Annotated in this window: 17 protein-coding genes; 9 read left to right on the forward strand and 8 right to left on the reverse strand. The window is 65.1% G+C overall.

The annotated features are described in order from the left end of the window. The first annotated feature begins 227 nt into the window (after window positions 1–227). Window positions 228–827 carry a cupin domain-containing protein gene (locus PD653B2_RS01380; RefSeq protein WP_278247433.1) on the forward strand — a complete coding sequence of 200 codons (600 nt, stop codon included), beginning with the start codon at window positions 228–230 and terminating at the stop codon, window positions 825–827. A 375-nt stretch (window positions 828–1,202) separates the two neighbouring features. Here PD653B2_RS01380 and PD653B2_RS01385 read toward each other — a convergent pair whose 3' ends face one another. From PD653B2_RS01385 to PD653B2_RS01410, 6 genes are all read right to left on the reverse strand, one after another. Continuing rightward, complete coding sequence (locus PD653B2_RS01385) at window positions 1,203–2,036, reverse strand: GTP-binding protein LepA (RefSeq protein ID WP_242665077.1); 834 nt, start codon at window positions 2,034–2,036, stop codon at window positions 1,203–1,205. A 225-nt stretch (window positions 2,037–2,261) separates the two neighbouring features. Beyond that, window positions 2,262–2,666, reverse strand: coding sequence for a nuclear transport factor 2 family protein (locus tag PD653B2_RS01390; RefSeq protein ID WP_207559288.1), 405 nt, complete (start codon window positions 2,664–2,666; stop codon window positions 2,262–2,264). A 171-nt stretch (window positions 2,667–2,837) separates the two neighbouring features. Next, window positions 2,838–3,704 (reverse strand): cupin domain-containing protein, encoded by an 867-nt coding sequence (locus PD653B2_RS01395; RefSeq protein ID WP_165763291.1) that lies wholly within the window; start codon window positions 3,702–3,704, stop codon window positions 2,838–2,840. Window positions 3,705–3,819: 115 nt separating this feature from the next. Beyond that, window positions 3,820–5,340 carry a 4-hydroxyphenylacetate 3-hydroxylase N-terminal domain-containing protein gene (locus PD653B2_RS01400; RefSeq protein WP_085870530.1) on the reverse strand — a complete coding sequence of 507 codons (1,521 nt, stop codon included), beginning with the start codon at window positions 5,338–5,340 and terminating at the stop codon, window positions 3,820–3,822. A 73-nt stretch (window positions 5,341–5,413) separates the two neighbouring features. Beyond that, window positions 5,414–6,367, reverse strand: a complete 954-nt coding sequence (locus PD653B2_RS01405; protein ID WP_085870531.1) for a sugar phosphate isomerase/epimerase family protein — start codon at window positions 6,365–6,367, stop codon at window positions 5,414–5,416. Further along, entirely contained in the window at window positions 6,364–6,795 is a 432-nt protein-coding gene (locus tag PD653B2_RS01410) for a PPOX class F420-dependent oxidoreductase (RefSeq protein ID WP_085870532.1), read from the reverse strand. Before PD653B2_RS01410 ends, PD653B2_RS01405 begins: the two co-directional genes overlap by 4 nt. Before the next feature lie 313 nt (window positions 6,796–7,108). Here PD653B2_RS01410 and PD653B2_RS01415 point away from each other — a divergent pair, with 313 nt between their 5' ends. The 3 genes from PD653B2_RS01415 (at window position 7,109) to PD653B2_RS01425 (ending at window position 11,782) form a co-directional block, all read left to right on the forward strand. Further along, window positions 7,109–10,213 (forward strand): BTAD domain-containing putative transcriptional regulator, encoded by a 3,105-nt coding sequence (locus PD653B2_RS01415; protein ID WP_085870533.1) that lies wholly within the window; start codon window positions 7,109–7,111, stop codon window positions 10,211–10,213. Window positions 10,214–10,337: 124 nt separating this feature from the next. Next, window positions 10,338–10,880, forward strand: coding sequence for a flavin reductase family protein (locus PD653B2_RS01420; RefSeq protein WP_085870534.1), 543 nt, complete (start codon window positions 10,338–10,340; stop codon window positions 10,878–10,880). A 260-nt stretch (window positions 10,881–11,140) separates the two neighbouring features. Further along, complete coding sequence (locus PD653B2_RS01425) at window positions 11,141–11,782, forward strand: GntR family transcriptional regulator (RefSeq protein ID WP_085870535.1); 642 nt, start codon at window positions 11,141–11,143, stop codon at window positions 11,780–11,782. Window positions 11,783–11,938: 156 nt separating this feature from the next. On the opposite strand, the gene PD653B2_RS01430 is transcribed toward PD653B2_RS01425, so the two are convergent. After that, entirely contained in the window at window positions 11,939–12,520 is a 582-nt protein-coding gene (locus PD653B2_RS01430) for a TetR/AcrR family transcriptional regulator (RefSeq protein WP_165763292.1), read from the reverse strand. A gap of 94 nt (window positions 12,521–12,614) precedes the next feature. On the opposite strand from PD653B2_RS01430, the gene PD653B2_RS01435 reads away from it, so the two are divergent. The 4 genes from PD653B2_RS01435 to PD653B2_RS01450 all read left to right on the forward strand — a co-directional run bounded on the left by PD653B2_RS01435 (window position 12,615) and on the right by PD653B2_RS01450 (window position 16,775). After that, window positions 12,615–13,721: an ABC transporter permease gene (locus tag PD653B2_RS01435; RefSeq protein WP_165763293.1), complete on the forward strand. Its 1,107-nt coding sequence runs from the start codon at window positions 12,615–12,617 to the stop codon at window positions 13,719–13,721. A gap of 256 nt (window positions 13,722–13,977) precedes the next feature. Then, window positions 13,978–14,859, forward strand: coding sequence for a phosphatase PAP2 family protein (locus PD653B2_RS25995; protein ID WP_085870538.1), 882 nt, complete (start codon window positions 13,978–13,980; stop codon window positions 14,857–14,859). Window positions 14,860–14,989: 130 nt separating this feature from the next. Continuing rightward, a complete protein-coding gene (locus PD653B2_RS01445; RefSeq protein ID WP_133058910.1) occupies window positions 14,990–16,114 on the forward strand; it encodes an ABC transporter permease in 1,125 nt (374 codons plus the stop codon). 100 nt (window positions 16,115–16,214) lie between these two features. After that, window positions 16,215–16,775: a hypothetical protein gene (locus PD653B2_RS01450; RefSeq protein WP_085870540.1), complete on the forward strand. Its 561-nt coding sequence runs from the start codon at window positions 16,215–16,217 to the stop codon at window positions 16,773–16,775. A gap of 752 nt (window positions 16,776–17,527) precedes the next feature. On the opposite strand, the gene PD653B2_RS01455 is transcribed toward PD653B2_RS01450, so the two are convergent. Further along, the gene (locus tag PD653B2_RS01455; RefSeq protein WP_085870541.1) at window positions 17,528–18,691 is read right to left on the reverse strand and encodes an MFS transporter; all 1,164 of its coding nucleotides are present in this window, start codon (window positions 18,689–18,691) and stop codon (window positions 17,528–17,530) included. Between the two features lie 459 nt (window positions 18,692–19,150). Here PD653B2_RS01455 and PD653B2_RS24700 point away from each other — a divergent pair, with 459 nt between their 5' ends. After that, window positions 19,151–19,324: a hypothetical protein gene (locus PD653B2_RS24700; protein WP_165763294.1), complete on the forward strand. Its 174-nt coding sequence runs from the start codon at window positions 19,151–19,153 to the stop codon at window positions 19,322–19,324. Window positions 19,325–19,413: the final 89 nt, after the last annotated feature.

Consider the following 19,413-nt stretch of genomic DNA (forward strand, 5'->3'; position numbering starts at 1 on the left):
GAGAGGTCGCGCGCAACCGGTCGCCGCCGGGGGCGAGCGCCCAGGGCCGCTGAGGTACTGAGACCACACGCACGCGATGTTCGCCCCAGGGGCCGCCGGCACTGCTCTCCGATGGGACCCTTTTCAAGTTACTAGATGTCTGAGCTGAGGCTTGACGCTCAAGCTCCAGGCGCGGGCCCACGGTAGGCTCAGCACCGCGACGGATCAGAGTGAGGAAGGCACCCGAAGTGGAAGAAAGTGCTCGGTCGCAACTCCGCAGCGCGCGCACCGGCGCTGGCCTGAGCGTTCGCGAGCTCAGCCGAAGGGTGGGAATTTCACCTAGCATGCTCTCCCAGATCGAGAATGGTCGAAGCGAACCCTCGGTCGCCACGCTCTACGGGCTTGTTTCCGCACTGTCGATCTCGCTCGACGAACTGCTCGGCGGCTCGGCTCCCAATGGAGAGCCGAACAGTGGCCAGGTAAAGCACACCGTCCTAAGGGCCGAAGAACGAGCCGTCTTGGACATGGCCAGCGGTGTGCGCTGGGAGCGGCTCACCCCAGACGGCGATCCGCTGGTCGCCGCGTTGCTGGTCACCTATCCCCCAGGTAGCAGCTCGTCGGGAAATGGGGGCCTGATGAGGCACAGTGGTCACGAGTACGGTTACCTGCTCGAGGGAGAGTTGACCGCACAGGTCGGGTTCGACACTTTCGTTCTCCATCCGGGCGACTCCGTAAGTTTCGATTCAACGACGCCACACCTATATCGAAACGACAGTTCACAATCCTCAAAGGGCATATGGCATGTGGTGGGTCTCGATCCTTCAGAAACCCGCGAGAACCCCTTCTGATTGCGCGATTCGACGGAAGAGCGAGCACGACTTCAATTCATATGTGAACGTGTCCCGAGCGTGACCGGAACGACGAGTTGTCGCCGGCCAATAGGAGCGTCCTTGCGTGTAGCGAGGCGCGGAGGATTGTTTGTGCCCGGCGAGCAGCGCGCGAAGGCCTCATGGAAACACCCGGCGAAGGCGTGGATGTCAACGCCCGGCGACTGGCGTCTTGATCGTCAACCCGATCAAGTCACTCGGTGGCTTGTCATGTTCTTTCGGTGAAGCTTGGCCAATACCCACCGCCTTCGCGATGCCTCGAGCGGCGCTCCGCAGGCCGCCTTTGCCAGCAGGTTTTCGCATGCGCGCGCGCCTGTGCGTGGCCACAGAGGACAACTAGTCGTCGGGCGGGCGCGCCGCCCAGCGCGCTTCAGCGCTCTCGACCGCCTCGCGAAGCGCACGCGCGACGTACGCCGGCACCCGGAGCCCGCGGCGGTGCGCCCAGAGCAACTCGGCCTCGACCCGGGAGATCTGAGTGGCGAAGTCGTCCGGCTCGGCGCCGATGCTGAGTGCGCGCATCACGTCGCCGAAGTCGGCCGCTTGGGCGGGGTTGTTGGCGCCGACGGGGGCGAAAGACATCGTCCTCATCCGGCGCACCATCCACCGCTGCCAGCCGGCGAGCTGGTCCCACAGGGCTCGGGCGGAGAACTGGTAGAAGGCGTAGTGGCCCGGCTCCTGCCGCCGGATCGGGGCGATCACGGTCCGCGCGATCGCCCGCTCGCCCAGGTCGAGGACACCCCGGTGGAGCAGGTTGTAGGCGAGCACCGCCGAGCGCTCGGTCGCCATGCCGGTCAGGTAGTAGAGCATCCGGCAGACGTCCTGGAACGCAGGTAGGTGCGCGAGTGCTCCGAGGATCCTCACCTTGACCCCGACCGAGCTTAGGTCGGTCTCGGCCGGCGGGCGGCCGAGCTCCACCTGCAGGGCGTCGAGGATCAGACCGTGCCGGATCTCCTGCGGCTGCCAGACCTCGGCGTAGAAGCGTCTGTCGATCTCGGGCGGTTCGGGGAGCAGCGTCGTCAGCTCCAGGACGTTGCGGTCGACCTCGAGTTCGACCCGGGCCATGTAGTCGAGCACGTGCCCGTAGCGGTCGTTGAAGAGCCGTGGTCGACGCACGGTGTAGTCGACCGAGGCCAGGTCGATCGGCGGATGCTCGAGACCAAGTCGATCCACGTGCTCGGCAAGTCTGCGGTCCTGCAGGGACGTCCGCGCTCTTGCAGAATGCAGGTTCATGAAGAGTTGATGTCATGTCGGAGTGGACGCGTTCAATGCTTGCTGCGTGGCAGCCGCCTTTCATCCCGGCGACCGAGAGCATGGGAAAACTCCCAAGGATCGATCCTGAGCAACGCCCCTGCTTGACGCCACGTCCATCGCCGGAGGTCGCCTCGCTGAAGAAGGCTAGCGATCCGAATCGGCCATCTGGCGTTGGAATGTAGCGAGATCCCAGTAGTCACTGGTGCTCTGGATGACGCCGCCTTCATGGCACATCACCTGGACGCCTCGGATCTGTAGGGCTTGACCCCGTGCTGCGATCGGTCCGAAGTCCTCCTGCAGCGTTCCAGTCAGCACGTACCAGCCGACACTGGCGGACGCGGCGTCGATGCTACCCAGGACGTCCCAATGCGCGTCAGGGAAGCAAGACAGGAAGTGTGCCAGTCCTTCCTGAATCGCTTGTCGACCCCGATTCACGTGCCCCACGGCTACATCTTCGTGGGTGCCGTCGGCCGAATAGAGGGCGGCCGCCGCGGCTGCGTCGTGGGCGTTGTATGCGGAAAAGAAGGCCGTCGAAATGCTTGCAGTCACGTGCCTAATCACTCCAGTCGGTTCCAGGTCAGAGCTACTCGTTCGTCGCGATGTTCTTGCGGCTGCCTCGACACACACCTGGGGTCGGCGCGGGCCGCGCCCGAGTACCTGGGTGGTGTTTGCCCCCACTGCGGGGACCAAAGCACCACCCAGGCGGGCGTGCCCGCGGGCCTACTCGTTGTGCTCGGGCAAGGCACGCCAGTTGTCAGGGAAGTAGAAGGCGTCGGATACCGGGGGAACGGGCGACTGGACCTCGATCCAGCGGGCGTCGACTTCGTTCTCATCGTTGAGGAACCCGTGTGTGGCACCCGTACCGACCCAGACGAGATCGCCGGTCGTCATGCGTTCGTGATTGCCGTCGAGCCAGCCGTGCATCCCGCCCTGGGTGTAGAAGTAGATCTCCTCGAACGGGTGGTAGTGCACCGACGCCGCGCGTCCCAGGCCCATGCCCTTGGCGATCTTCGCCATGAAGACGGTGTGCTGGTTGGCGCCGAGCAGCTGATCGACCATCATCCGGATGGAGATGTTCTTGATGCAAGGACCGTGATAGCCGGGCATGTTCAGGTCGCCGACCGGAGCCATGTCGGCGTCATCGAAGTGGCCGGCCCACCGGTGGCGAGGGTCAATCTCCGACGGACGTCCAAGCTTCTCCCCGATAATCGGGGGGCCGCTGATGAAGTTCCGCGCGCCCTCGTAGCCCGGCGGTCTCGGCGACTTCACCCAGAAGAGCTCCAGACCGTCGTCCCCCGCGGTGAGCGTGTGCGGCAGCGCCGGCGGCGCGACCGCGTAGTCGTCGACGGCGATGTCGTACTCGAGGCCGACGATCGAGACCGTGCCATAGCCCCCTCGGACAACGAACGACTCCTCGAACGGGCTCCGATACCAAGGCATCGTCGCACCAGGGGCCAGCTTCCGCAGCGAAACCTCCATGTGGTGCGAGCCGTGCTCCTCACCAACCATGACGGCCTCGCTGAGCCCAGGGAACTCCTTGACCTCATGAAAGACCCTCTCCGCTGCACGGGAAATGTGATAGACCATGCGATGTTTCTCCCAACCGATGTCTGATGATTGTGTAAGGGATGCGTGCGTACTGCCTGTCGCTAGTCGCGCGTGAGCCGACCGGACGAGCCGAGACGAGACCGGTGACCACCCACTAACGCGCTGCGGCGGAGTCCAGACGGCGCGCGTACTCGGCCTGCGACTCATAAGCGCTCTTCGCGTCGCTTTCAGCGCTCAGCCCGCAGACCTCCCGCGCGAGGTCGGCGATCGAACCCGTCGGCGAGATGTCGGCCCGCTTCATCGTCAGGGTCCGGATGGACAGGAGCGGTGATCCGTTGAACTGCTCGAACGTGCTGAGGCGGTCACCCCAGTCAGTGAGGAAGAGATCACGGATCGCACGCGAGATCTGGACACGATCGTGCGGCCGCCCGGTAGCGCCGGTGTGGAGTTGCTCGAGCCAGTCATGGAGGGCGGGCTCGTTCCACTGCTCCTCGGACGGGAAGAGCAGGGAGGCGCGACCGGCCAGGTCGATGACTTCGCCCACGATGTTCTTGACGTTCTCCAGGTAGTGGGCACGGCCCATGTTGAACAGCAGAGGGTCGGGCTTGAAAAGCCCGGACGGCGAGTGGAAGCCCTCGATCTCTGACGCAATGACAAACGCCCGGAGCACCTGGTGGAACTCGACGAGCTTGGCGAGCCGTACCTGTACCGGCGGAAGCTGGTAGGTGCCGATGTGCGCAGTCATGAGCAAGGCCAGGCCCAGCATGAGTTCCGCTCGAACGTACTGTCGAACGAGCGCCTCGTAGTGGATCCAGTCGAACACCCGCTGCGGGTACAGCGCGGCGTGTTCGGGATTGCCGATGTGGAAGACGTACTTCCACGGGATCAGGACGTCCTCGAAGATGATGGAGCAGTCGAGTTCGTCGCCGTGCGAGGCGAGGGGGTGGTTGACCGGGTCGTCCTTGACCGTCGCCTCACGGCTGATCACGGTCACCCCTGGCGTGGCGACGGGGACAGCGCCGTAGATGACCTCTTCCCCGGGCATGCCGGGGCGGACGAAGACGCCGAGGTGAATGAAGTCGGCGAAGGGTACACCGGTCGCCACGGCCTTGACGCCGCGAACAATGATGCCGTCGTCGTTCGTGGAGACGACGCGCAGAGCCGGCGAGTCGACCTGAGTCCGGTCCTTCGAGCGGTCGACCTGCGGATCGATGAATGCCGGCACGCAGTTGTAGTCGTTGTCTTGGACCAGCTGGTAGAACTCGCGAATCCCGGCGGTCAGGTCTCGACCGCCGGTGCCGATGGACTGGTCACTCCACGGCTGCGGGTCGTCGACGTAGGTGATCAGGCAGGTGTTGTTGGCGGCCGGAGTCCGCGGCGTGCTGCCGCCGTCGAACTTCCTGATGATGGCCTCGAGGTAGGTCCGCTTCCGCACCAGTCCCTCGTGGTCCACCTGGCGATACCAGATCATCGCCCGGCGCTCGCCCTGGTCATCGACGAAGGTCATCAGATCCTGAAGCTCAGGATCGTGGTGCATGTCGTAGAACTCGGCCGTGCGCGCCGCGTAGGCTCGGGTCTTCGGATGGGTGGTGACGTCATCGATCAACTCACCGCCGACATAGACCACGCGACCGTCGCGGAGCGACTCCAAGTACTGTTCCCCGGTCCGGATCATTCTGGACCACCTCTCATGTTGGTTGCTGGTTCTTCGGTTGCTGCAGGGCCTGAAGGTCGAGACCCGGGTTGAACTAATTGGCCCACGACGGCCGTGAGTGAACTGCACGGTGATCATCGCGATGGTGGGTTGGGGCGCCGATCGTCAGATCGTCCGTGACCTCTGGCAGCTCCCATGCCAGCCGTGCGCTGGCATGGAGCAGAGCGGCGCCGAGGGCAGGTGCAGTCGCCCGGAAGTCGTCTGAGAGAACCTCCGGGCTGATGGGACCGGACCAGCCCAACGAGCTCACGCGCCGCACGAACCCGTTCACGTCAAGCTGGCCGTAGCCGGCCGGAAGCCGGCGCCGTCTGGCAAGCGAGGCGGGGCTGACGCCCTCTTCGACGAGGCCATCCGCAAGTTGCACGAAAGCTACTTGTTCTCCCGAGAGTCCTCGGAGTTGGATCTCCACCTCGCCCGCGTGGCATACGTGGTAGCTGTCCAAGAGCAGCCCGCAGCGCTCCCACCCAACCTCGGCGCAGATCGACGTGGCCGTGGCGCAGCTGTCAAGAGGGCCGAAGGGGATGAACTCGAGGGCGATGCGGGTCCCCACCTCCTGGAACATCGCAGCGCAACGCCGCAACTGCGCCACGGACTCGTCAGTGACCGCGCCCGCGAACGTCGAGAGACAGAAGGAACCACCCAAAGCGTCAGCCAGCTCGACGAGCCGTTGTGCATCATCCTGCGTTCGAGGCGAGCCGAGCATGAGGATCCCGACGTCGCTGCACTCCAGCTCCCAGATCCGGAACTCCTCGGCAAGACCCGAGACCAGATCGGCGGTGAAAGCCTCCGGGGTCGTGCCGAAGGTGACTGACTCCAGGTCCACTCCCACATGTCCGAATCCAGACGCCGCGGCGGCCTTCAGCACTTCAGTCAATGGACGCGTGGCGCGAGATCGACGATCAGCCGGCGCATCCGAACCGAAGTCCACCCAGTTGAGTGAACTCAGCGAATATTCGGGCGCAGCGGGGACGGACGACATGGAGGTCATGACTTTCCGTAAACCCGATCAACGTTCAGGCGAACGACCAGCCGACGGTCTCGGACCATCTCCTCGCGATACTCGTCCCAATTCGGGTGCTCGCCGCCGATCGCACGGTAGATGTCAACGAGCTCGTCAACCACCTCGTCATCGACAGCCTCAGCCGGTCCGACGAGTTCACAGGTGGCGTCAGCTACCACGTACTTCCAGAAGTCGTTGTCGCACACGTAGAAGCTGGCGCGCGGATCCCGACGCAGGTTATGCGCCTTGGCTCGCCCTGCAGTGGTCGAGAAGCGAACCAGCCTCGTTGTCGGGTCAAAGGCGTAGACCACGTTCGAAAGCTGCGGTCGACCGTCACGTCTGATGGCGGCCACGACGCCACGGTGGCTGCCCTCCAGCTGGGCGATCAGGGCGGCTTTGTGCTCTGCCTCGTTCATTCCTTCTCCCCACCTGTGAGAGCTGATCGCGACGACCGCGGCTCGGCGCGCTCGATGATCCTCAGCTCTGGTCCCATAACGACCCCTTCGATGAACTTCGGGACCCTTGTTCCTGGACGGTTCCTGGATGTTCCTGGGCGTGGTTGCCCGGCTCTGCGAGGAACCGCAGGCTGCGAACAGGTCCTGGGATTGTTCTAGGCAACAGGGTGTTACCCGGAGAGAAACTGACAGGCAGAACGCCGCCACTTGAGTCCTACACTCGATGGATCTAGTCCCAATCGGGGCGGTCGAGGGACCGCTGGAGGATGGCGGCATGACCAAGCCGAGGTCTACACGCTCGGGGAGCGTCCGCCCATCGGATGTCAGCCCTCGAATCGGCGCTGAGCTCGGTACGAGTTCTGAATCATCCGCGGCTGGCGTTCGCAGCATCATCCGGCGCAAGCTGGTCGTCCCTGAACCCGACATCCATACTGTTGCGCGCCAGCGTGTGACGACCCAGATCCGCGACCAGCTCGATCGACACCCTGTCGTCGTCGTGAGCGCAAGCCCCGGAGCCGGAAAGACGACCGCGGTGGCGCATGCGCTCTCCGGACTGCACAGGCCCGTGGCGTGGCTCTCCCTCGATGGCACCGAGCAAGCAGCTGGCCGGCTCCTTGTCTATCTCGAAGCAGCCGTTGAGAACGGCGTGCCGTCGGCATCAGGAGTCGCAACAGACGCATTGGCGAGCAGCATCCAGATTGGCGAGGCCGCGGGACTGCTCGCCGAGAGCCTCCAGGGCAGCGAGCTGGTCCTGGTCTGCGACAACGTCGAACGCGTGGTCGACGACGACGGCTGCCAGACCGTCTTGGCTGCCATGGCGCGCTATCTCCCCTCCGGCGTCAACCTCGTCTTGATCTCGCGCGCCGCAGTGCCGCTTGACCAGCGACAAGCCAGTGATATCACCCGGACCGGCGAGGTCGGGGAACGAGACCTCGCCTTCCGAGTGCCGGAAGCCAAGGAAGCACTCGAGGCATTGGGCCAGCAGGGAGTCGACGCCCAACTGGCGGTGGCCGCCACCGGCGGGTGGGTCACTGGAATCGTCTTCAACAGTTGGAGCGTCGAGTCGAACTCGGCGGCCGACGCCGAAACCATTCGAAGCTACCTGACCCAGAACATGTTCAATGCGCTCACTGCAGACGAACAGTCCTTCCTCATGCGGACCAGCCTGTTGGACGAGGTCACGGTCGACGGGGCTCGCGCACTCGGCCAAGGCAACGCTGCTCAGGTCATGGCATCTCTTCGGACCCGGCACTTGCCCATGTCATGGGCAGCTGATGGCGACCGGGTCACGCCGCACCCGATTTTCCGTGAGTACCTCGTGTCAATGTTGGAGCGAGAGGACGAAGAAGTCCTCACCACCCTGCGCCATCAGCATGCGAAACTGCTGCTCGCGCAGGGTGAGCGTGAAGCGGCCGTGGATGAGCTACTCCGTCTGGGGGACATCGAAGGGGCCTGGCACCACGCCGCCATCGCGCTACCCGCACTCGTGGCGCGCATGGACTTCGACCCGGCCGCGCGCTGGCTCGACGCTCTACGAGCCTCCAGCCGACCACCCACTCCGGAGATCGGCGCCGTCGTACTCCGTGTCGCATTCGCGCTCGATGACGTCGGACGAGGCGTCGAGTTCCTGGATCGTCACGGCCTTGAATGGTTGCCCGGGCCGGACACGCCAGACTTCGAAGAGGCCTACGTCCTGGCCTCGTGGTGTCTGTGGCACGTCGGTCGGATCGCGGAGGCCCGAAGGCTCGTGGAGAGCATGCCGCAGGGGCGCGCGAAGGACATCGCGGCCACGCTGGTGAGTCTCGCGAGCGGTGAGACACCACCGTTCCCCGAAATGTCTCCCGCCCCATCTGGCCCGATTGATGGACTGCTCATCCGCCTCGCCTACATGCGCGGTCGCCTCCACGGACTCGATGAGCCAGGTCTCTTCGACCCCTGGTGCACGATCATCGGAGGACCGTGGGTGGTCGCGGGGCTGCGTGCCGCCGGGAGGCTTGAAGAGGCCGTCGCGATGTACGAATTGCGTCGCGACTCGTCGAGACCGCTCTGGCTACATGCCTCAGACGCCGTCGACTTGATGATGGACCTAGGGCGCGGAGCAGATGCCCGAGCGTCGCTTGAGCGTGGGCGCGCACTCCTTACTCCGACGCGTTCGCTGGTGTTCGCCAATATCAGCTACCTGGCCGAAGCGAAACTCAATCTGCGCCTGGACAAGGACCCTGAAGCCGCCGATCGGGCGTTGGCGGAGGCCCAAGCCAACCATGTCGACGACTGGGCGTTCATCCGCGAGTGGCGACAGGTCTGGAGCGGACTCTCTCACCTCATGCAAGGTCGAGACGAGGCTGCTCATCGCGAACTACTCGCCGCAGTCGAGAGCATGCAGCGCGGCGACCGGCGCCTTGAACTCACGACCGCAGCTGTCTACCTGGCGGAGGCTCACTGGCGATTGGGCCACGAGGAGGACTCCGATGCGATGGCCGAGCTCGCCTTGGCGACCGCACACGAGCAGGGGTCTCACCACCTGCTCATGACCGCCTTGACCGACATGCCGGCCGTAGCCGTTCGTGCGGCAGACAGCGCGCCGGGACGCGGTTCAGAGTGGCACGAGCTCGTTGACGCCCTGGCCAACTGGCGGACGCTACGGGTCAGTACGCGTGAGCCGCAGCTCGTGATCGAGGAGTTCGGGAACGCCCTCGTCACGGTTGACGGCGAACCCGCGCAACCCCGGCTCACGAAAGCGATCGAACTGCTCAGCTACCTCATGGCGACCCCTGAGCGGTCGGCAACGCGGCAGGAGTTGTTGGGGACTCTGTTTGCCGGCCGCAACGACGCGGCGGGCCGAAGTTACCTGCGGCAAGCGTTGTACCGACTACGCGAAGTCCTGCCAGAACACCTCGCTCCGAAACAAGACGGCGACGTGTATGCGGTAGCCGGCCCGGACCTCATGACCGGAACCGGGCAGATGGCCCTCGACCTGCTGGCGCAAGCGACTCGACAGGATGGCGAGACCAGGCTGCAGACCGTGACTCGCGCGTTGGACATGGCATCACGAGGGCCGTTCCTCGCCAACCTCAACGGCGAGTGGATTCAGGCGCGCCGAAGCGACATCGAAGAACGCATGAACTCAGGGCGCATCGACGCCGCCCGAACGGCGTACCGAATCTGCCGGTATGGCGAAGCCCGGGATCTCCTCGAAGAGGCATTGAGGATCGACCCCTACCGCGAACAAGCTTGGCAACTCATGATCTCGTTGGCGTTCGCGTCGGGAAGCGACGACGCCGTACTTCGTCTCTACCAGCGGTACGTCGCCACGATGCGCGAACTCGGCGTGCCTCCCTCAGCTGAGGTCCATCGAATCGTCACCCAAAGCCGACGGTGATAACGCATCCCCCGGACCCGGTGCACAGCCGACCGTGAACCGATTTCGCGCCCCATAACGACTCGCGTCGCAGAATGCAGCAATACCTGTGAGTCACCTCACACACGCACCTTGGAGGCGAACCATGCACACTCCCGTAGCCACCGACGACCTGACCCAGACCTATCGGTGCGCGATCGCTCGGTTCTGTACAGGCGTCACGGTGATCACCACAAACACCCCCGACGGGCCCGTTGGCATGACCGCAAGCGCGGTCACGTCGCTCTCACTCGATCCCCTGCAGCTGATCGTCTGCATCGGCAACACCCTGGCCACCAAGTCCGCGATCACCGAGACCGGCCGATTCGCCGTCAATGTGCTCTCGCGTGACCAGGAGCACCTGGCACGACGGTTCGCCAGCCGCGGCGTCAACAAGTTTGCCGGACTCGAGCTGCTGGCTGACCACGACGTCCCGGTCCTCGCGAACACGGTGGCCCACTTCGTGTGCGAGACCGCGGAGGCAATCCCCGGCGGTGACCACACCATCATGATCGGCGACGTCATCGCGTGCGCCTACGACCCCGACATCAGCCCCCTGCTGTACTACGGAAGCGCGTTCGGCAGCCTCTGCGACGAAGCCACTCACGCGCGCCTCGGCTTTGAGATGCAGATCGCCGCCATGGCGTAAGGATCTGCCTTCACGAGCCTGGCGATCCGCGATCGAGCACCAGCGCCCCTACCCAGTCGCAGTGCCCACTTCCCCGGAGGCACCACGACCCGAGTGCTCCCGCCCCGCCGCCACTGATCGCTCACCGGATGGCACATCTGATTGTGGCGGTCGTCGAGCGCGCAGCGTTCCCCGCGGGACTCCCCTCCTCGGCCCTGACCTCGAACGGGTCGACTCCATGCGGTACCAGGCGGCAGGTATCCACAGAAGGGCGCTGGCGCATGACCGAGGTGAGCAGCAGTCGCGTAGCCGCGTACCTGCGCGAGGCCATCCTCGGTGGCGCCCTCCAACCGGGCGACCGCATCCGCCAGGAGGACGTCGCGGCACGATTGGGCGCAAGCCGCCTCCCGGTACGCGAGGCGCTGCGGATTTTGGAGTCCGAGGGGCTCACCGAACACGAGCCTCACAAGGGTGCGCGAGTACCGCGGCTGACCCAGCACGAGGTCGATGTGATCTACCGGATGCGCGAACGTCTGGAGCCGCTGGCCCTGGTCGAGAGCCTGCCGCAGCTCCACCGCGCCGACCACGAGCGTCTCGAAGACGTGCAACAGCGGATCGAGGAGAATGACGACCCGGAGAAGATCTTCGCCCTCGACCGCGAGTTCCACATGCTCAGCTACAGCGGCTGCGCCATCGGGCCGCTCAACCAGAACATCGCGAGGCTGTGGAACTCCACCCAGCACTACCGCCGCGCCGAGCTCTCGGTGAGAGGTCGAGACCGGATGTGGGCCGTCCACGCGGAGCATCGGCTGATCCTCGACGCCGTTGTGCGCCGCGACGCGACCGACGCCCAGCGATACCTCGAAGGGCACATTCGACGCACGAGGCTCGAGCTCGGCCGCCAGCCGACAATCTTCAGCTGACGCAGCTGCGCTCAATCAACCTTGCTCGGAGGGTTCGTTCGGCCGGCAGCCCGCGGAAGCGGAGTGCGCCCGGACTCGTCGACGGCCAGCCCCGTGGGACCTCGCTGGTGAGAACCACCTAGTACTTGGCAGCCCGCGCAACTCTCGGCAGGCTGATCACCCGAGACCAGCTACCAAGGTGCGCACCGCGTCAGGGATGTCGCCCAACTCGTCATGGTTGCGTATCGCTAGCTGAAGCAGGAAGCCGGGGATCACGGACACTAGGGCGCCAGCGATCCCCTTCGCGCTCACCTCCCCATGTTGCTGAGCGCGAAGGGCAGTCTCGAGATTGTCGACGAGTGAGTTGAAGAGCGCGGCGAGCTGATCGCGAAGACGATCGTTGGTAAGGGCCTCGGCCCACACTTGCACTGCGACTGACGCGAGGCCAGCCTGCTCATGTTGGTGCCAGATCAGCCCGAGAGCGTCGGCAAGCATGTCGCCAGCCGAGCCAGTGGGGTGCTCACGAGCCAAGGCCTCAAAGCGAGCGACCACCTCGGCCATGTTGTCCTCGGCCACCGCGACGATCAGATCTTCCTTGCTGGTGAAGTAGCTGTAGAACAAGCCCGCCGACACGCCCGCCTCTGCGAAGAGATCGCTCATCGAAGTTGCATGGAAACCGTGACGTACGAAGCAGGCACGCCCAGCAGCCAGCAGTTGCGCCCGGCGGGCGTCACGATAGGCGGCGGTCACGCGGGGCACGGGGCGAACAGTAGCAAAACGAACATTCGTCTTGCAAGACAGCCACGGGGTGTGAGACGGTAAACGAAACGTTCGCTTTCTTTGAGGAGTATCGGTGCTCACCACGTTGTCTTCACGGCCTGCCTGGCGCCAACTGCTGACGATGGCGATCGCGTTGCCCGCGCTCGTGGGGCTCGCGGTCCTGGTCTTCGCATGGCCAGCTGCCCGCACGGAGCCTCGCCAGCTCCCCATCGGGATGATCGGCGCCAGCGGCGCGACGGAACACGCCGTCAGCACGATCGAAGCGAACGAGCCGGGGGCCTTTGATCTCAGGATCTACGGCACCACCAGCTCGGCTCGCGAAGCAATTGAGGACCGCGAGGTTTACGGTGCGATCGACATCTCAGGCCCTCAGGTCACGGTCTACACAGCTTCGGCAGCGAGCCCGAGCGTCTCGAGCCTGTTGGCAAGTCTTGGCGATGAACTCCAAAGTCACCTCGCGCAAGCATCGGGACAATCGACCTCTGCGGCGGCGTCGCCCGCAACCGCGCAGACGGTCGACGTCGTCGCCACCGACGGCAGCGATCCGCGAGGCTCTGTACTGACATCAGCCCTCCTCCCCCTGACCATCTGCAGTGTCATCATCGCTGCCGCGATCGCACTCGCGCTCGAGTTTGGACCGGCATGGCGCATGATTGGGGCGGTCACGACTGTGGCTGCCGTCGCCGGTCTGGCGGCCTACCTCGTCGCCCAGACCTGGCTTGGCGCGCTCCCCGGCAATGGGCTCGAGACTTGGGCCTCGCTTTCCTTGTTGATCCTCGCAATGAGTGCAACAACAGCCGGCCTCATTGCACTGATCGGCTCGCCGGGACTCGGGCTCGGCGCCCTCGTCATGGTGTTCATCGGCAATCCGTTCGCGGGCGCTACCTCCGCGCCGGAGCTTCTTCCTGACTTCGCAGATCGAGTGGGTCAGTGGCTGCCCCCTGGGGCTGGAGCAAACCTGATCCGCAGCGCCACCTACTTCGACGGCCACGACGCACAGGCGCACGTGGCGATCCTTCTTGCTTGGACGTTGTTCGGATGCCTCGCCATTGTGAGTGGCCACCACACCTTCATCGGCTTTGCCGCCAAGAGGAGAACCGCCCGCCACGCCGCGGAGGAGCAGGCCGACTCCTACCAACCGTCCCAACCGTCTGCCAGTCAGCTTGCAGCGGCCCTCTAGTCCGCACCCCTCGCATCCCACGGCTCAGAGGACACCGGGGAACGTCCGCGGACCGCCAGCGACGGGGTCGCCACGGCCGGCAATCTCGAGCACACCCCGATGATGCTGCGCGCGCAATCCCTGCAAACGGGGTGGCTGCGGACCCGAACCGAAAGGAGCTGGAGCGGTGGCATGTGACTTATCACGCCGCTCAGCGACACCGCCTCGCGCCGTTCGAGAGCTGATCCGCGTCGGTGTCCTCTACCTCGGCTACACCATGGCACGGGTCCTTGCCGGGGATGACCGGTCCCACGCGGTCCAGCGGGCCCTGGCGCTGAGAGCTCACGAGCACAGTTGGCATGTCGACATCGAGCACGAGCTCAATCGGTTCGTGACCAGCAGTGAGATTCTGGAGGTCGCTTCGGCCTACTGGTACTCGGCAGCTCACTATCTCGTCACCCCCACCGTCCTCTTCTGGTTGTGGCGCCGTCGACCGGGTGTGTATCGACCTATGCGCTCAACACTCGGGATCGCGACGGCATCCGCGCTCCTCTGCTACCTGACGTTGCCACTGGCGCCGCCGCGCTACCTGCCCACCTATGTCGACACCTTGGATAGGACCTCCTGGGCGGGCTGGTGGGCAGGCGACGCATCGGCACCGCGGGGTCTGGGGGAAGCAACCAATCAACTAGCAGCGATGCCGTCGATGCACGTTGGATGGGCCGTATGGGTCGCCATCGCGATCGTCACGAACACGCCGTCACGGTGGAGACATCTCGCATGGCTCTATCCCATGACCACCGCCATTGTGGTCCTGGGGACCGCCAATCACTGGACAGCGGATGCAATCGTCGGCGCTGCGCTCGTGGTGGTTGCATGGCGAGTCGTGAGTTGGCAGCCCAAGTCTGCGCCGGTCTCACTCGCCTCGCTAACCAGCGACCCAGAAGCGTCACATCGCCATGCGTTCTCGACCGTGCCGCCACTGCCGAACCAGACTCGCACTGCCCGGGCACGCGGGTCGCTGTACCGAGCACGTCGAGACCCTCCACCCTCGCGATCACCGCGCCGCGGCGTGTCGGGTGATCCACGTCGTCCGGACGACAAGCCAGCAGCGCACGGGGTCGATCGACAGGTCGACACGGCTGACCAACACGGCTGACCAACACGGCTGACCAACCCGGCTGACCAACCCGGCGCAGATCTTCCAAGGGTCAGCTGAGGTTCGCATGACGCCGCCTGGGAACGGGTACTTCGCAAATCGGAACGGTCATTCTGTTAAGGGGGATTTCGTGCTCTCCACGCTGTCATTACGACCTGCTTGGCGACAGCTTTCGATCATGGCAATAGCGCTGCCCGTCTTGGTGGGACTCGCTGTCGTGGCCTTCGCCTGGCCCGCCGCCAGGACCGAGCCACGCCAACTGCCCGTCGGGATCGTGGGCGCCAACGGCGCCACAGAGCACGCCGTCAGCGCCCTCGAAGCCGAGGATCCCGACGGCTTCGATCTCAAGATCTACGGGGACGCTGGTTCTGCCACTCAGGCGATCAAAGATCGTGACATCTACGGAGCTGTTGACGTCTCCGAACCCCAAGTAACCGTCTACACCGCCTCAGCCGCGAGCGTGACGGTCGCCAGTCTCCTCGAGAATCTGGGCGAGCGGCTCCAGGCTGAGGTTGGGGCGGGACACACCTCGATCTCCACCGGCCCCCACAGCTCCGTCTCGCTGAACGGCACGGACCTGCGCTCGGTAGACGTCGTGCCCGCCGACAGCAACGATCCCCGCGGTACCGTCCTGACTTCTGTGCTGCTCCCACTCACGATCTGCAGCATCATCATCGCGGCGGCGATCGCGCTGGCCCTCGAGTTCGGGCCCGCATGGCGCCTGATCTCGGCCCTTGCCCTCGTTGCGGCACTCTCAGGATTTGCCGTCTACCTCGTCGCACAGACGTGGCTCGGCGTCCTACCCCACCACGGACTCGAAACGTGGATGTCGCTTTCACTCGCGATCCTCGCCATTAGCAGCACCACAGCCGGGCTCATCACGCTGGTCGGTGCGCCGGGTCTCGCGCTGGGCGCAGCTCTCATGGTCTTCGTCGGCAACCCGTTCTCGGCTTCGGCAACGGCGCCACAACTTCTTCCCGGTCTCGCCGACACCGTTGGTCAGTGGCTTCCGCCAGGAGCCGCCGCGAATCTCATCAGGAGTGTGACCTACTTTGACGGACACGACGCAACGGCACACGTCGCAATCCTCTTGGCATGGACCCTGTTTGGTTGCCTAGCGATCGTCAGCGGCCACCACGCGTTTGTCGGCTTCGCGGCCAGGCGCCGTGCAGTTGAGCGCGTTGCAGAGCACGACGAGATGTCGACGCCAGCTCCCCAACACCTGGCGATGCCGTCCGCAGACAGCCCGCGATAGAAGATTCGCTCCAACTGATACGACACGACTGTGTGAAGAATCCGAACAATGTGCACACTGGGTCCGGTCATCCCTAAGAAGGGCGCCGCGAGGAGACGCCATGAAAGCTCGCATCCGGGCACTCGTTTTCGCCCGAGTCAAGGCCAGCACGGACGAGGTCGCGGCGCCGATGCCGGGCGACGACGTCGTCCGACATCCCGACTCAGTCATGGACCGCGCGTTCACGATCACTGCGCCCCCCGAGCTCGTCTGGCCCTGGCTGACGCAACTTGGCAAACGGCGGGCAGGCTGGTACCTCCCCCAACGTGTGGAGCGCTTCCTCCCGCGCTCGCATCGTGCAATCCGCCACCTCGACTCCCGGTGGCTGAACCTCACGGCCGGGGACGTCATCCCCGACTACGGCGGCCGGCACGAAACCTTCACCGTCTCAGAGATCTCACCGCCCCATGTGCTGGGATACACATCCAAGCGCGGCCGCACGAACATCAGCTGGTCAATCAAGCTGACCCTCATCGACGGTGACTCCACGCGCGTGCAACTTCGGCTGCGACTAGGTCCCGTCCGGCACAAGAGACTCGTCGCCACTGCAGGCGAGCTCATCGACCTGATCACGATCGCCGGTCTCGCCGCGGGCCTCCAGGAGCGTGTGACGCGGTCCTGACAGACGGGCGTGAGGATGGCCGGGCGTGTCATCTGCTGAGCCACTCCTTCGATGCCGACCTCAGGCGCCCACGACGCTGCGGCTGAGACACCCGGAACGAGAGCCCCGTCGTCGCAACGGGTTCAGCCGCACGGCAGCCGTCGAACTCCTTGCACCAAGTAGCGCGAGCTCCCTTATGCCAGCGTTCGCAATCTCATCGCCGGGTCGAGCGGCACCGAGGACGGTCATTCACTCCCTTCGATCGGCAATATCAGCGCTCGGTGTCGCCAAGATGCAGGTGGAGCCCGGTACCACCAGAGGCAAGTGCGATGACCAAGTCACTCGGCCCGGCGTGCTGCGGCACCAGCCGCTCTCTCTGAGGCCACTCGCGGATCGCGGTCCGTCTGCAGACCAAGGCGGTGTGGCACTCCGAGGCCGAACGGGTCGCGACTACGGCCGCGGTCGCCCGGCTCGCTCGGTCGTCGAACCGATGGCGAACAAGTAGATCCTCTACATCCTCGGAGCACTTCACCGCGCCCCTCGCGCAGTCCGCTTCAACGAACGACGACTGCTCGACGGGTGTCGCAGAAAATGCTCACCCAGACAGTCCGGCACCCGACGGCCCCATCCACTACGGGGTCCACCCGACGGTCACGCAAAGAGCCAAGTACCTCGGTGACCGAACACTGCCGCGGCGCGGGTGTTCTCACAGCAGCCATTGGCGATTGACCCGTCGCACACGTCCCGTTGAGAGGTGGCCCCATCTGGTCCGGCTACGGACTCTGGGTGTCTCGGTGGGGTGCTGCCGGTGCTGCGTGGCGGGTGCGGCGCCCGGCCCAGGCAACCAGAAGGGCGCAGGTAGCAGTGAGGACTAGGGTTGCGGTCGTGACCGCGTTCTCGAACGCCTGGGCATCAGCCGAGCTGTGGCCAATGTCGGCGAGAGTGCCGGTAAGAGCGGCGGCGACGATGGTCCCGACGACGGCCAGTCCAATGCTGCTGGCGACCTCCTGGCTGGTGTCGTTGAGTGATGCGCCCAGGGAAGTTTGGTCGGGTGGGAGGCCACGCATGACATTGACGGCGGCGGTAATCATGACCAGACGCATGCCTGCGGCGCTAAGAACCAGGGTGGCGGCGATCCAGGGGTAGCCGTATCGCCCGAGGAGCGCGTAGACGAGCAGTCCGGTGATGACGGCTGCTGCACCGAGTGGCCCAGCCTTGTTCATGCCGACCTTCTTGACGATCTTCTCGACGAACGGTCCAGCCACGATCATGGTGACCACCTGCGGGAGGTTCCCGATCGCGGCGAGCGCCGGTGGCCAGCCCCATACGAGTTGGAGTTGGAGAGTGACGCTGTAGGCGAGGCCGGCGACGGCGAGGCCGATGGCGGCCTGGTAGGTGACCCCAGCGGTTACGAGGGGGCGTTTCAGCAGCTCGAGGTCGAGCATCGGGTGGGGCGCTCGTCGTTCGCGCAGGACGAATGCGGCCGCGCAGGCGACTGCCGTCACGCCGGTCCCGTAGGGGGTCGGGGAGCTCCAGCCGTCCTCGACGACGAGGGTGGCCGTCCAAAGGACAAGGGTGATCGTGGCCGTGCCTAGAAGTGCACCGAGCAGATCGAGGGGTTCCCTATGCAGCTCGGTTGTGTCGTCGGCCGGAATGCCCAAGCGGATGCAGATCCCGGCCAGCACCGCCACGGGCACGTTGACCGCCAGGAGTGCCTGCCAGGGCCAGATGGCCAGCATGAGCCCGCCGACGGTCGGACCGACCGCGAGCCCGACGAGTCCGACGGTTGAGATCACGGCGGTGGTGCGGATCCGGAGCGCGTCGTCGTCGAACAACCGGAACGCCATTGCCATCGAACCGGGCGCGGTCATCGCCGCCGCGACGCCGATCGCGGCGCGCACGGCAATCAGCCCGTCTGGCGAGCGGACCGCGGTCATTCACTCCCTTCGATCGGCAATATCAGCGCTCGGTGTCGCCAAGATGCAGGTGGAGCCCGGTACCACCAGAGGCAAGTGCGATGACCAAGTCACTCGGCCCGGCGTGCTGCGGCACCAGCCGCTCTCTCTGAGGCCACTCGCGGATCGCGGTCCGTCTGCAGACCAAGGCGGTGTGGCACTCCGAGGCCGCTCGGGGGTCTGGCTCGACAATCCATACACCCGCGCCGCGCCGGCCCTCATCGCCGGTCAGGGTCTGTCGGCAATGTGCCCAGGGAGGCGACCGGCGGGCCGGTTGGACCCGTTCGGGTTTTACACGCGGTGGGCCGAGGTGTAGTCGAACTGAGAGTGCCAGGAGTAGGTATTCCGAGCCTCACTCGCGGCACCGAACGACGAAGTGCCAAGCCCCTTGTCAGGTTGGAGATCATCGTGACCGATCCTGCTCTTCCGGAGGGGCTTCCCGTGCCCATCGACGACGGGGCGGCGGACCACCTACCGGGCATGCTGATGCCGGAACTGTGCCTTTCGACGAGCGATGGGCAAACGGTCGACCTGGCCGGCCTCGGACTGGGCCGAAGCTTGCACCGGGTATCGAGTCCCAGCCCTCCGGAAGATCTTGGCCCGGCCGACCTGTGAACGGATACAGGTAGATGATGTCGACCAACCTTCGACTCAAAGCCTCGCAGACAGTTGCACCGACTAACCAGCAAGCCATACCGTCGTAC

Source organism: Nocardioides sp. PD653-B2, from assembly GCF_002117935.1.
In the GTDB taxonomy this organism is placed as follows: domain Bacteria; phylum Actinomycetota; class Actinomycetes; order Propionibacteriales; family Nocardioidaceae; genus Nocardioides.